The following is a 13,822-nucleotide window of genomic DNA, read 5'->3' as shown; positions in this document are numbered from 1 at the left end:
CTAAAGCCCCAGATACCAGGTCGCGATGGAAAAATAAATCATCACACCAGCAACATCGGCAATCGAGGTAATTAGTGGACCGCTGGCGGTGGCCGGGTCCATGTTGAAGCGGCTGAGTAAAAACGGCAGCGACATGCCAATCAAGCTGCCAGCGATCACCACCAGCGTCATGGTCGCTGCCACCACCAGCGCAATGTCGTAGCCGCCACGCCACCAGCCGATGGACGCCACCGCCAGCGCCATGGTGACGCCCAATAAGGTGGAAATCACCACTTCACGCCCCAGCATCCGGCCCCAGTCTTTCAGGGCAACATCACCGGTCGCCAGCGCCCGCACCATCAGGGTACCGGCCTGGGCACCGGCATTACCACTGCTGGCGATCAGCAAAGGCAAGAAAAACAACAACACCAGGTAACTGGCGATGGTGTCTTCGTAGTACGCAATGCCAGCCCCGGAAAACAAATTGCCGAAGACCAGCAACACCAACCAACCCACCCGCTTGCGGTACAGCAGGTTGATGGCCGCATCTTTAACGCTGCTGTCCAGCTTGCCGATGGTGGCGGTTTTGTGAAAGTCCTCGGTCGCTTCTTCAGCGGCTACGTCCATCGCATCATCGTAGGTGACAATACCGACCAATTGCATGTCCTGATTGACAATGGGCAAGGCCAGCAAGTCGTACTTTGAAATCAGCACCGAAACTTCTTCTTGCGGCATATCGACCTGACCAAAAATCGGCTCGTAGGTCATCAGCTCGTGGATCTGCATGCCGACGGGGGCCAGGATCAGCTCTTTTAATGAAATCACGCCGATCAAACGGCGCTCTTTATCCACCACATAGGACTGATAGATGGTTTCTTTATCCGGCGCCTCCTTGCGCAAGACTTCAAGCGCTTCTCGCACCGTCAGATCGGGTGCTAAGGACGCATAATCCGAGGTCATCACAGCACCGGCCGTGCCTTCTTCATAGGACGACAGCAAGCGTAAGTCCTCACGCTCGGCCTGCGCCAACGCCGGTAGCAGGGTTTCCTGCTGCTCTTCGGTTAAACGGTTGAACAAGTCGGCCCGCTCATCCGATGACATCTGCCGGATAATGGGCGAGAGTTTGCGCCGGCTGATGGAAATCGCCAGGGTCACCTGAGTTTCCGGTGGCAAGTAGCCAAAAACCTCGGCCTGCTCGGCCCGGGGTAAGGTCGAGAGCAGCTCCCAGACCGACTGCGGCTCAAATTCGCTAAAAGCCGCCGCCAAATCGGCCGGGTGAATGTCTTCAAACTGCTCGCGCAGCTCATACAGGCTGTCTGACTCGAGCGCCAGACGAATGGTGTTGATCAGAACCGGCAGTTCCATAATGCCCCCTTACAGCGTCATTGGTATGATCTGGTAAGGGGTTGCCAGTGGGCAGGATCAGCTTACCAGAAAGGTGCGATGAAAATTTGGATATGTCATCAGGCTACGCCTGCAACTGGGTACGTCCATAGCTGGAATGTGCTCCGCACAAGGTTTATTCACACCCGTGTATTTTAGTGCCTATCCGGCACCAGCACAACCATCTGAGCGCTGAAGTTGTTGAGCACCCTATTCTTTTTCTGGCAGCGGCTTGCTAAGATAAGGCCATTCATTAAGGAGAAGCTGGCATGGCCCCAACTGAGCTGCACGCATCCGATCCCCAACCTCTGGCCAACTGGTGGCAACCACGCCGCTTGAGTGAGCAAGGCTGCTGGCACCTTGGCATCGGCCCCTTGTCCATTTATCTGGAGCGCACCCAAGGGGAATGGCTGGTCGGCCAGCAACGCCATCCGGACAGCGAATTGTTGCATCAGGTGGTGCAACAACCACTCGAAGCGCGGCCGGACGACATCACCTTTCAACGTTATGTCTTTCGCAAAGCCCCATTGGACTTTTGTTTGCAGCCGAGACTGATGGACCGGGCCGTGGTGGTGAAAACCCGCCAACCGGTGTTTATTCCACCGGGTGAGAGCATCAATTTTTACATCAGCACCCCGCTTTGTGTCCGTTTGCTGCTCGGCAGCCAGGTTCAGCTGCAGGAGTGGCCCGTGTTGCGTTTGTCCGACACCTGGTTTGGCCCGTCCACCCGCATTGGCGAGCTGTGCTATGCCGCCAAAACCCATGCCCGCCACAGTCTGGATGAAGTGCCTCTTCGGCCCCACCGGGCAGTCACGCCACTGACCATCAGCAATCAGGATAAAAGCATTCTGAGCATCGACAAAGTCAGCCTGCCGGTGCCGCTGCTCTCTTTATTTGAACGCAGCGATCACACCCTGTGGACCGAAGCCGTGACCCTGGTGCATCAAGCCGAACAACCGCTGGCCAAGTTTAAAATTGAGCGCAAACTGCCGCTGGGCATTCAGGCATCGCAACGGATTTCAGAGCCCAGAGAACAGGTTGAAAAAAATGCGCTGGTGCGGGCCTTTGCCGGCATCTTCAGCGATTAACAGGAGCAATCGATGGATACCCTAATGCAATGGCTGGAGCATCATCACGTAGTCACGGGTCTTCGAGCCGCGCTGCTGCTGTTCACCGGCTTGTTGGTGGCACACCTGCTGGCCAAGCTTACGGTGCAATTTACCAAAGGGCTTAGCCCACACCATCAGGTGCTGTTAAAGCGTCTGGTCTATTGGTTGGTGCTGTCGTTGTTTCTGGCGTCGGTGCTCAAAGAGCTCGGCTTCAGTTTGGGGGTGCTCTTAGGCGCTGCTGGTGTCTTGACGGTTGCCATAGGCTTTGCATCCCAAACCTCGGCATCCAACCTGATCAGTGGTTTGTTTTTAATTGGCGAGAAGCCCTTTCAATTGGGCGATGTGATTAAAGTGGGCGAAACCACCGGCGAGGTGTTGTCCATTGATTTGCTGTCAGTAAAGTTACGCACCTTCGACAACCTCTTTGTCCGGATCCCAAATGAAAGCCTGATTAAATCCCAGATGACCAATTTGACGCGCTTTCCTATTCGTCGCTTTGATTTGCAGATTGGTGTCGCCTACAAAGAAAGTATCAAACAAGTTCGGGAGTTGCTGCTGGCGGTTGCCGATGCCAACCCCCTCTGCCTGGATGAACCATCGCCGCTGTTCGTGTTCAATGGCTTTGGCGACTCCAGTTTGAATATTCAGTTCTCGGTCTGGACCAAGCGGGAAAACTTTCGGGACCTGCGCAATAGCCTGCAAGAAGAAGTCAAAAATGCCTTTGATACTGCGGGGATTGAAATTCCATTTCCACACCGCTCCTTGTATGCCGGAAGCGAAACGGCTCCCTTTCCAATCACCATTGTGCCGGCAAAAGCCGACCAAAATGGGGGGGGATCCTGAGCCCCCTACTTAGGCCCCCCCAGAAGCGGGCACCTGCCCGCCTGACCTCACCAGGTCAATTGTAACAGGAGAGACCTGATTCCTTATATTCTGTTACACAGTTGTGCTCTTCTTTTTTCTTTGGCTCTGGCATAGTTTGCTTACCTGGATTCAGTTGAACACAACAAAGGTCAGCCATGCTTAGTATTCGTAACCTTTCTAAAACCTACAGCAACGGTGTCAAAGCACTGCACGATGTCACTCTGGAGATCCCTGCCGGGATGTTTGGCTTGCTTGGTCCAAACGGAGCCGGTAAATCGTCGCTAATGCGTACCATCGCCACTTTGCAACCAGCAGATAGCGGACAAATCCATTTCAATGGCTTGGACGTGGCGAAGGAGCCAGAAAAAATCCGCCAGACGCTGGGCTACCTGCCGCAGGACTTCCATGTCTACCCGCGGATCAGCGCTTACGATTTGCTGGACCACCTCGCCATTTTAAAAGGCATCACCCACAACAAGGAACGCAAACTCCTGGTAGAGACCTTGCTGGAGCAGACCAATCTGCATCGGGTACAAAAAAAAGCGGTGGCGTCTTTTTCCGGCGGCATGCGCCAGCGCTTTGGGATTGCCCAGGCACTGATCGGCGATCCGCAACTGATTATTGTCGATGAGCCCACCGCAGGCCTGGATCCGGAAGAGCGCAACCGCTTCCACAACCTGCTGGCAGATATCGGTCAAAGCAAAGTGGTCATTTTATCCACCCATATCGTGGAAGATGTGTCTGATCTCTGCCCTCGAATGGCGGTGCTGGCCGAAGGAAAAATACAACTTGAAGGGGAGCCCGCTAACCTGATGAGTGAGCTGAAGGGGCAGGTCTGGCGCACTGTGGTGGACAAACAGCAGGCTCCGACTCTGATGGAGCAGTACAACGTAATCTCCAGCCACCTTCAGGCCGGCCGTACCGTGCTGCACGTACTGGCGAACGAAGCGCCGGCAGCAGCTTTTGAGCCGGTAACGCCGGATTTGGAAGATGTCTATTTTGCCACCCTGCACCGGGTCCGTCACGGTCAGAAGCAGCAAGCGGCCTAAGGGGGAGCAGATCATGTGGCTTAAACTTGCCCGAACGGAAGCACGCTACCTGCGACAACTTCCGTCGTTTTACATCACCAGCGCACTATTTTTTCTGCTGGCTTTCATGGCTGTGGCGGTGCCCAATGTGCAGATAGCCGCAGGTGGCCCCAACGTTCTGCAAAATGGCCCCTGGTTTCTGGCCATGTCGCTGATGATTTTCAGCATTTTCGGCATGTTCCTGGTAGCCAACTTTGCCGGCAATACCGCAACCCGGGACTTCACCAACAAAATGGACGGCATTATTCTGGCCACACCAGTCTCTAAAGGTGCCTGGTTATGGGGCCGTCTCGGTGGCTCTTTTCTGATTGTTTTCCTGGTGTTCTGTACCGTACCACTGGGACTGCTGATTGGCAGCTGGATGCCCTGGGTGGATGCCGAGCGCTTTGGCCCAACCATGCTAAGCTTTTACCTGTGGCCGCTGTTTTTGATGGTCATCCCAAGTCTGCTATTCTGCGCCGCTTTGTTTTACAGTCTGGCAGTCCTGACTCGCTCCATGATGGGCATGTACCTGGGTGTAGTCGGTTTCTTTATTCTTTATGCCAGCAGCGGCGCCCTGCTCAGCGAGCCAGAGTACCGCACCATAGCAGCCATGCTGGACCCCTTCGGCATCGCTGCATTTACCGAAGTCACCCGTTACTGGACGGCGCTGGAGCGCAATACACAGCTGCCAGCGCTGAGCGGCTTGTTGCTCGCTAACCGCCTGATGTGGCTTGGTCTGGCGCTGCTGATTATGCTGCTGAGCCACTACTGCATCGATCCACGCCGAGCCGCTGTCTTCCGGTTTGGCAGGAAAAAAGCCGCGTCCAATGATGCCGAGCCTGCCAGCACGGCCGCACTGTCCCTGACTGCATTGCCCAGAGTTTCTGCTGCCGGTCCCAAAGCTGCATTCTGGAGCCAACTGCTGCTGCGCAGTCGTTTTGAGGTACGTCAGATTGTGCTCAGTGCCCCCTTTATCATTCTGCTGCTATTGACCGTCTATTTTATTGCGAACGGTCTTATCTTTCATACCGTTAGCTCCTATGGCACCCCGAACTGGCCCTTCACCCGCTTTATGGTGGATCAGGTGATAAATGCCACAGGCCTGCTGGTGATGGTGGTGCTGATTTACTACAGCGCTGAAACCGTCTGGCGTGATCGTCAGTCCGGCATGGGTGACATTGTCGATGCAACCCCAACCCACAGCGCCGTCTTTTTCTTGTCCAAACTGTTCGGCCTGACGGCCGTCATTGTTGGCCTGACGCTGGCTACCATGCTGGTGACCATCGGCTTTCAGCTGGTGAAAGGCCACAGCTGGTTGGAGCTGGGCCAGTACATAACCCGGCTGGGTCTTTGGTATGTCCTGCCGATGCTCCTTTCTGCGGTGATGGTGGTGCTGATTCAGACCTTAAGCCCCAACAAATTTGCCGGTATCGGCATAATGGTGGTCTACATTGTACTCAGCATGACGTTGGCCAATGTCGGGCTTGAACACAAGATGTTTCATTTTGGCGTTAGCCCGACGACGCCATACAGCGATATCAACCGCTACGGTCATTTTGTGCAGCCACACTTGTGGTACATGCTGTACTGGGGCGGTCTGACCCTGGCGATGGCAGCCATCAGCTTTGCCTTGTGGCGCCGTGGCAGTGAAGCACGTTTGCGCGATCGTCTGCCACGACTGTCAGCCCAGCTTGGAGCCCCCGGCAAAATCATGGTGGCGGTGGGCCTGGTTGCTTTTGTCACATCAGGCAGCTGGATCCATTACAACACCCGGGTGCTCAATCAGTTCACAACGTCCAAGCAATCGCTGGATTTGCGTGCTGACTTTGAAAAAGAGTACCGTCAATACCTGGCCATGCCTTTGCCCTCGGTGACAGCGGTTCAGCTTCATGTCGATATTTACCCTGAACAGCGGCGCCTGATCAATCGGGGTGAAATGACGCTGACCAATTTCACCGAAGCCCCCATAGAGCGGGCGCTGATCGCTGAGCCGCATCACAGCTCCAGAGCCAGCTTTACCCGCATTGAAGGCGACCAGGTTCAGTACACCAACCGAGACGCTCGCTTTGGGCTTGGCTGGCTGGAGTTTCATCAACCGCTGCAGCCGGGTGAATCCCGAACCGTCCGCTTTGAAGTCCATCGTGAAAACCAGGGCTTTGTCGATCAGAGCTCGGATCTGAGTCTGATTTACAATGGCACCTTCGTCAACAACACAGATCTAATGCCAAGTCTCGGATACTCAACCAACATCGAGATCCCGGACAGACACGAGCGGCGTAAGCGCGATTTGCCACCTCGCCATCCGATGCCGGAGCTGGATGACACCAGCCAACATGGCATCAACCTGTTCAGCGGCCAGGATCACTTCATGGATTTTGAAGTGGTGGTGTCGACCAGTGCCGGGCAGCGGGCTATTGCTCCAGGCTATCTGGAGCGGGAGTGGCAGGAAGGTGATCGCCATTACTTCCACTACAAAATGGACGCCCCTATCCAGAACTTTTTCAACATCATGTCCTCCGATCTGATGTTGACACAGGAGCAGCATGAGGGGGTAGCGATTAAGGTGTACCATCACCCGCGACATGATATGAATGTCGGTCGGATGATTCAGGGGGTCAAAGACTCACTGGATTACTTTAGTGAGCATTTTGGCCCCTACCAGCATCGTCAATTGCGGATTATCGAATTCCCTTACCGTAACTTTGCTCAGGCTTTCCCGAATACGGTGCCTTTCTCTGAAAACATGGGGTTTGCATTGGATCTGCGCGATGAAGAGGATATCGACTTTGCTTATTATGTGACGGCCCACGAAGTCGCGCACCAGTGGTTTGGTCACCAAATCACCCCAGCCAATGTGCAGGGTGCTCAGGTGCTCAGCGAAACCCTGTCCCAGTATGGTGCGCTGATGGTGATGGAACACAGCTACGGCAAAGCGGCAATGCGTCAGTTCCTAAAACGTGAATTGGACCGCTACCTGTCGAGCCGCTCTCATGACGTTGTCGGTGAAGTTCCACTCAAGTACGTGGAAATGCAAAGCTACATCTATTACCAGAAAGGCTCGGTGGTGATGTATGCATTGCGCGACCGCATGGGTGAAGCCCGGTTGAATCAGGCCATTCGAAACCTGCTGGAAGCCTTCCGCTATCGCCACGATCCCTACCCAACAAACCGGGATTTGCTGGCCGCAATCCGCGCTGAGGCCACGGATGAGGAGCAGGAGTTCATCACCGATCTGTTTGAACGCATTGTGCTGTTTGATTTCACAACGCAAAGTGCGGAGGTGCAGCAGCTGGATAATGGCCAGTGGCAACTGGACCTGGTGATAGCGGCTCGCAAGCTCGAGTCCGATGCGATGGGCGAAGAAACCGAGCTGCCACTGGACGACTGGTTTGATATCGCAGCCCTGTCGATGCATCCCGATCGGGTTCGCACCGACGAGGCAATCCTGTATCTGGAAAAGCACCGGATCCAATCCGGTGAAAACCAGCTGACACTGCTGTTGAATGAGCGGCCATCTTTTGCAGGCATCGATCCCTTTGTAAAAATGATCAATCGCGACAGCAACACCAACATCCGGCCGGTGCGCTAGCAGCCGTCGGGCGACAACGGGTGGCCTGCCATAGGCCCCCCGTTGTGCTATGGACTCGCGCCCAGCACAAGAATGCGTTACTCTTTTGTTGAGAGACATCAAGTGCAGATGCCCTGTCGGCCGAATGAGCGAGCATCCAGCCGATACCAGAATTCCGATGTTATTCAAAGTCTAAGGTCTACAATGATACGAACAGCTCTGCTGCTTTTCATGGTCTTTGCTGGCGGTCAGGCTCAGGCAACGGATTGCGAGTACCAACCCGCCTTGAGCGCCTTAGCAGAGCAGAGCACTCTTCGAATTCGTGCCATTCACTTTGAAGCGGCCAATGTGTTTGACCTGGATGAGCCAGGCACCTTTTGGCTGCATCGTTTTGCCAACCACACCCATGTCATTACCAAAGAGGATACGCTGCGGCAGGATTTACTCTTCACCGAGGGCGATGTGCTAAGCCTGGCAGAGCTGGAAGAAACAGAACGTCTGCTGCGTAGCCGGCGCTATCTGCGGGAAGCCAAAGTCAGCATCAGCCACTACTGCAGCGAATCCCATCAAGTAGATGTGCTGGTCCAAAGCTGGGACAACTGGTCTTTACTACCAAAAATTGATTTTAAACATGAAGGTGGAGTCTCTCAGTACTCCATCGGTATCGCCGAGGATAACCTGCTTGGCACCGGCAATCAGTTGCATCTTGATTACGCCAAAGACAGCGAGCGCACTGGCTACCTGGTCAGCTTTGCCTCGCCCAACATGTTCGGCAGCCACTGGAGCAGCGCCTTGCAGTACGCCGATAACTCCGATGGTGAAAGCTACCTGTTCGCCGTCGAGCGCCCTTTTTACCGCATTAGCTCACCCTGGGCCATGGGCTTCGAGATGGCCAAAAACAAGGAAGAGCTGCGTGAGTATCAAGCTGGTGAAGAAAGCAACCGCTACGCCAGCAAACGGCACTGGCTGCAAAGCTATCTCGGTTTTAGCTTGTCTGCCAGCACTTACAGCGCACAACGATTGTTGCTGGGCTTTCGCTTGCATGACCAGCAATTTACCAACAATGCGGATACTCAAAATGGCTTGCCGCCTGACAGGGATTTATCCGCCATCTGGCTGGAATACCAGTGGCTGCAATCGGATTACCAGAAGCTGTATCAAATCAATCAGTTCAATCGCACCGAGGACATCAACTTTGGCTGGCAATGGACGCTGCAGCTGGCACGTCTCACCGATTGGTTAGGCGCTGACGCCAATGGTTGGCAACTCAGCAGCCGGCTTGAGAAAAGCTGGACCATTAGGCCAGGCAGCTGGCTGCTGACCGAGCACCACCTTAAACAGCAATGGCAAAGTAATGAGCCCTCCCGCAGCGAACTAAGCAGCCACTGGTTGTTGGTGCACCACCTGAGCGATCAAAGCAGCCTGGCGGCGCGCTTTCATCTGGAGCTTGGCCGGGAGATGTATCGGGATGAGCTGCGGCAATTAGGCGGTGATAATGGCATGCGCGCCTACCCGCTGTACTTTCAACGTGGCCAAAAACTGTGGGTTGCCAGCGGTGAGTACCGTTACTACACGCCTTGGTCCATACTGCGGTTGTTTGATGTTGGTTTTGCCGGCTTTGTCGATGCCGGCCGGGCCTGGGACGATCCCTGGCAAAGCGGTGAGGCCAGCGATAACCTGCTGTTTGGCGTAGGCGGCGGCGTGCGGCTGCTGTCCAAATACTCCAGCCGCGGCACCATGGTGCATCTGGATGTGGCCAAGCCACTGCGCAGCGAGCCCGGGCTCGATAGCTGGCAGTTTCGCGCCATGGCCAAACGGCGTTTTTAAGTTAGCTTTGGCAACCAGGACAAAATACGGTACTGCGTTGCCCCAACCGAGTTTCCTCTAACTGCGCATCACAACGCAAACACAGCAGGCCGCCCCGGCCATACACCAACAGCTCTTGCTTAAAGTAGCCTGGCTTGCCATCGGACTGGCTAAAATCACGCAGCGTAGTGCCCCCTTGAGCAATGGCCTGTGCCAGGGTTTGCTTGACCTCTTGCACCAGACGCTCGCATTCAGGTACAGACAAGGATTTAGCCGGGCGAGTTGGCAAAATACCCGCTTTGAACAAAGCTTCATTGGCGTAGATATTACCGACCCCAACCACCACCTTGTTGTCCATCAACACCAGCTTGATGGCACTGCTGCGTTTTTGTGCCTGCTGCCACAACCGTTCAGCCTCAAACGCATCCGTTAAGGGTTCCGGGCCAAGTGCCTGCAGCATCGGGTGCGCTTCATCCTTGGCTTGCCACAGCACAGCACCAAAACGGCGGGTATCATTGAGCCGCAGCAGCTGGCCACTGCTAAGCACAAAGTCGACATGGTCATGCTTACCGGCCACGGTGCTTTGCGGCAGGACCTTCAAGTGGCCGGACATGCCAAGATGCAGCAGGATAGCGCCTTGCGCAAGCTCAATCAGCAGGTACTTGGCTCGACGCGATACGCCCAGGATGGGTTCATCCTTCAGCGCCATGACTTCATCCGGTACCGGCCAGCGCAGCTGGCGCTGACGCACCACCACCTGCTGCAAACGTTGGCCGATCAGGTGCGGACGTATCCCCAGGCAAGAGACTTCAACTTCTGGTAATTCTGGCATTAACGAAACTCCGCAGGGAACAACAGTTCGGCTTCTGCTGCACGGATGGGGTAGTACAAACGCCGATGCGACGGGCTCAGGTAAAACTGCTGCTCCGCCAGCGACAGCACCCAGATCACAGGCTCCCCCTGACCGGCCAGCACCAGTTGGGCCTGCGTCAAAGGCTCCGGCAAGGGCTGCACACTGCGCTCACCATCGTTGAGCTGTTGCTGTTGCCAAATCGCCATTGTGCGCTCGACCAGCGGTTGCAATTCAGGCTGAGCCGGTGACAACTGCCAGCCCTGCGGCGAGCGACTGATGCGGGCACCGGCGAACTCAATACTTAGCAGCTGTTGTTCGCCCAGTAAGTGGGTGCTGCGATGCTGCCTGTCGGCTAGTCGCTGCGGGGTACCGTACAGCAAAAACATCAGAATCAGCACTGCAAAAATCAGCACATTGTTCCAGTTGCGGCGGGAGAGTTTGGGGAGCATGGTTCTGCCCTGGCATTCTTTCGTTGATGAAAGTGTACCATAGCAGCGGGCTACAGAGCAGTATCAGTGAGTGCTGTGAGAAGGGTGCCCTTTGTTCAGGCAGAAAAAAACCCGGCAGAGCCGGGTTTTTTCGAAAAGCTTGATTACTTGATTTTCGCTTCTTTGAAAATCACGTGCTTGCGCACTTTCGGGTCAAACTTTTTGATTTCCATCTTTTCAGGCATGGTGCGCTTGTTCTTGGTAGTAGTGTAGAAGAAGCCAGTGCCTGCAGATGATACTAAACGAATTTTATCGCGCATCGTCGTAATCCTTAAACTTTCAGACCTTTGGCACGCAGATCAGCCAAAACTGAATCGATGCCATTCTTATCAATAATACGCATGCCTTTGGTAGACAGGCGCAGTTTGACGAAACGATTTTCACTTTCAACCCAGAAACGGTGCGTTTGCAGGTTCGGCAGGAAACGGCGCTTGGTTGCGTTGTTGGCGTGAGACCGGTTATTACCAGTAATAGGTCTCTTGCCGGTAACTTGGCATACTCTTGACATGTCGTATCTCTCCAAAAAATAACTGCTTGCTCGAGCGTTTTATCTACCTTCTGGCCAAGGAAGGCGGCTCTGAAAACGTAAGAGGGCGCAATTTATACACGAAAGATGCTCCGAATTCAAGCGAATTCATCCGCGATCCGACTGTTTGCGGCAATTTAATACGATCACGGATCCAAAGCAGGATCCCGCTAGATCCAACCGCGCTCGGCAAAGGACACCACCTCGCCATCACCAACCACCAGATGATCCAGCACTCGGATATCCACCAGCTGCAGTGCCTGCTGGATCCGCTCAGTAATGCTGCGATCCGCCCGGCTCGGTTCGGCCACGCCGGATGGGTGGTTGTGCGCCAGGATCAGCGCGGCGGCATTGTACTTCAGGGCCTGCTGCACCACCACCCGTGGATAGACCGGCGAGGCATCAATAGTGCCGTAAAATAGCGGCTCGGTTTTAAGCAAGCGGTGCTGGTTGTCCAGATACAGCACCTGAAAGACTTCCCTGCTCTCGTGATGCAGTTGCTGGCTTAGATAGCGTTTCACCAACGAAGGCTCGGTAAAGACAGCTTCGTGCTGCAAGCTTTGCTGCAGACAGCGTTGGCTTAGCTCCATCACCGCCTGCAACTGCACGTACTTGGCCGTGCCCAGACCTTTGCCTTCACAAAAGCGCGGCAGCGATGCCTGCATTAGGGCTTTCAGCGAGCCAAAATCGGCCAGTAAGCTGCGCGCCAGCTCCACTGCTGACATCCCCGGCAAGCCGGTGCGCAAAAAGATCGCCAGTAATTCGGCATCCGATAAGGCGGTAGCGCCGCGTTGCAACAACTTTTCTCTGGGCCGCTCTTCAGCTGGCCAGTCCCTGATTGCCATGCTTCCTCCGTGTATGAAATGCATCTTTAGCAGCTGAAGTAAGTAACCATTTCATGCTATCTTTAGCCCAGTTTCAGCCAACGGACTTCACAGCATGCAAACTACTCTCAGCGGCCAGCGGATCTTACTGGGCATCAGTGGCGGCATCGCCGCCTATAAAAGTGCCGATCTGATCCGGCGTTTAAAAGAGCGCGGTGCCGAAGTACGGGTGATCCTGACCGAAGGCGGCAGCCACTTTATTACCCCGCTTACTTTGCAGGCTCTGTCTGGCAACCCGGTCAGCTCCAGCCTGCTGGATCCAGCGGCAGAAGCAGCCATGGGCCATATTGAGCTGGCAAAATGGGCCAGTTGCATTCTGATAGCGCCGGCCAGCGCCGATCTGATTGCCCGGCTGGCCCATGGCCTGGCCAACGACTTACTGACCACCTGCGTGCTGGCAAGCAGTGCTCCGGTGATGGTTGCGCCAGCCATGAACCAGCAGATGTATAAAAATAGCGCAACACAGCACAACATAGCAACACTGAAAGAACGAAATTTTCACATTGCAGGGCCGGCGGCTGGCGAACAGGCCTGTGGCGATGTCGGCCCGGGCCGGATGTTGGAGCCACTGGAGCTGGTTACGGCCTTAGAGCAGCTGCACACGCCAGCACTACCCGCCTTGCAGGGTAAAACGCTGTTGATCACGGCTGGCCCCACCCGCGAGGCCATCGATCCGGTGCGCTTTTTAAGCAACCACAGCTCCGGCAAGATGGGTTTTGCGCTGGCCGAAGCGGCCGCCAAAGCCGGCGCCAAAGTGCAACTGGTGACAGGGCCGGTCAATCTGCCAACCCCTGTCGGGGTCGAGCGCATTGACGTACAATCGGCGCAGCAGATGCACTCGGCAGTAATGCAGCGCGCCAGTGCGGCCGACATTTTTATTGGCTGCGCCGCTGTTGCCGATTACCGGGTGGCCGAGGTCGCCGAGCAGAAAATGAAAAAGACCAGCAGCAACGACGAGCTGACGCTGACGCTGGTTAAAAACCCGGATATCATTGCCGATGTGGCGGCCCTGAGCTATCAGCGCCCTTTCACCGTTGGCTTTGCTGCAGAAACCGAAAATCTGGCCAGTTATGCAAAAGACAAACTGCAGCGCAAAAAGCTGGATCTGATTTGCGCCAACGATGTGTCTTCAAAAGAGCAAGGGTTTCACAGCGAACACAATGCCATCACCGCCTATTGGCAAGGGGGCGAGCTCGCACTGGAGCGCCAGCCCAAAACTGCACTGGCCACCGCCATTTTGCAGCTGATTGCTCAACGTATTCAGCAACAGCAGCCTTTACCTTAACGGAACT

Annotated in this window: 12 protein-coding genes; 6 read left to right on the top strand and 6 right to left on the bottom strand. The window is 55.1% G+C overall.

Annotated features, from left to right (window positions below):
* Positions 1-1,344: a magnesium transporter gene (gene mgtE, locus Q3O59_RS00245; RefSeq protein WP_305943706.1), complete on the bottom strand. Its 1,344-nt coding sequence runs from the start codon at positions 1,342-1,344 to the stop codon at positions 1-3.
* A gap of 287 nt (positions 1,345-1,631) precedes the next feature.
* Between mgtE and Q3O59_RS00240 the strand changes: the two genes are divergently transcribed.
* The 5 genes from Q3O59_RS00240 (at position 1,632) to Q3O59_RS00220 (ending at position 9,800) form a co-directional block, all read left to right on the top strand.
* Positions 1,632-2,450 carry a DUF432 domain-containing protein gene (locus Q3O59_RS00240; protein ID WP_305943705.1) on the top strand — a complete coding sequence of 273 codons (819 nt, stop codon included), beginning with the start codon at positions 1,632-1,634 and terminating at the stop codon, positions 2,448-2,450.
* A 12-nt stretch (positions 2,451-2,462) separates the two neighbouring features.
* On the top strand, positions 2,463-3,314 hold the full coding sequence (locus tag Q3O59_RS00235) for a mechanosensitive ion channel family protein (protein WP_305943704.1): 852 nt from the start codon (positions 2,463-2,465) through the stop codon (positions 3,312-3,314).
* 176 nt (positions 3,315-3,490) lie between these two features.
* Positions 3,491-4,384, top strand: a complete 894-nt coding sequence (locus tag Q3O59_RS00230) for an ABC transporter ATP-binding protein (RefSeq protein ID WP_305943703.1) — start codon at positions 3,491-3,493, stop codon at positions 4,382-4,384.
* A 13-nt stretch (positions 4,385-4,397) separates the two neighbouring features.
* Positions 4,398-7,994, top strand: coding sequence for a M1 family aminopeptidase (locus Q3O59_RS00225; RefSeq protein WP_305943702.1), 3,597 nt, complete (start codon positions 4,398-4,400; stop codon positions 7,992-7,994).
* A 183-nt stretch (positions 7,995-8,177) separates the two neighbouring features.
* Positions 8,178-9,800, top strand: a complete 1,623-nt coding sequence (locus Q3O59_RS00220; RefSeq protein ID WP_305943701.1) for a BamA/TamA family outer membrane protein — start codon at positions 8,178-8,180, stop codon at positions 9,798-9,800.
* A gap of 1 nt (position 9,801) precedes the next feature.
* On the opposite strand, the gene mutM is transcribed toward Q3O59_RS00220, so the two are convergent.
* The 5 genes from mutM to radC form a co-directional block, all read right to left on the bottom strand.
* A complete protein-coding gene (gene mutM / locus Q3O59_RS00215; RefSeq protein ID WP_305943700.1) occupies positions 9,802-10,611 on the bottom strand; it encodes a bifunctional DNA-formamidopyrimidine glycosylase/DNA-(apurinic or apyrimidinic site) lyase in 810 nt (269 codons plus the stop codon).
* On the bottom strand, positions 10,611-11,081 hold the full coding sequence (locus Q3O59_RS00210) for a hypothetical protein (protein ID WP_305943699.1): 471 nt from the start codon (positions 11,079-11,081) through the stop codon (positions 10,611-10,613). The genes mutM and Q3O59_RS00210 overlap by 1 nt, the downstream gene beginning before the upstream one ends.
* A 143-nt stretch (positions 11,082-11,224) precedes the next feature.
* Positions 11,225-11,380, bottom strand: a complete 156-nt coding sequence (rpmG, locus tag Q3O59_RS00205; protein WP_008219722.1) for a 50S ribosomal protein L33 — start codon at positions 11,378-11,380, stop codon at positions 11,225-11,227.
* Positions 11,381-11,391: 11 nt separating this feature from the next.
* Positions 11,392-11,628, bottom strand: coding sequence for a 50S ribosomal protein L28 (gene rpmB, locus Q3O59_RS00200; RefSeq protein ID WP_305943698.1), 237 nt, complete (start codon positions 11,626-11,628; stop codon positions 11,392-11,394).
* Between the two features lie 188 nt (positions 11,629-11,816).
* Complete coding sequence (gene radC, locus Q3O59_RS00195; protein WP_305943697.1) at positions 11,817-12,491, bottom strand: RadC family protein; 675 nt, start codon at positions 12,489-12,491, stop codon at positions 11,817-11,819.
* 94 nt (positions 12,492-12,585) lie between these two features.
* On the opposite strand from radC, the gene coaBC reads away from it, so the two are divergent.
* Complete coding sequence (gene coaBC / locus Q3O59_RS00190; RefSeq protein ID WP_305943696.1) at positions 12,586-13,815, top strand: bifunctional phosphopantothenoylcysteine decarboxylase/phosphopantothenate--cysteine ligase CoaBC; 1,230 nt, start codon at positions 12,586-12,588, stop codon at positions 13,813-13,815.
* Positions 13,816-13,822: the final 7 nt, after the last annotated feature.

The sequence above is a fragment of the Alkalimonas delamerensis genome (assembly GCF_030717955.1).
In the GTDB taxonomy this organism is placed as follows: Bacteria; Pseudomonadota; Gammaproteobacteria; order Enterobacterales; family Alteromonadaceae; genus Alkalimonas; species Alkalimonas delamerensis.
This window is presented reverse-complemented; position numbering and strand designations above follow the sequence as displayed.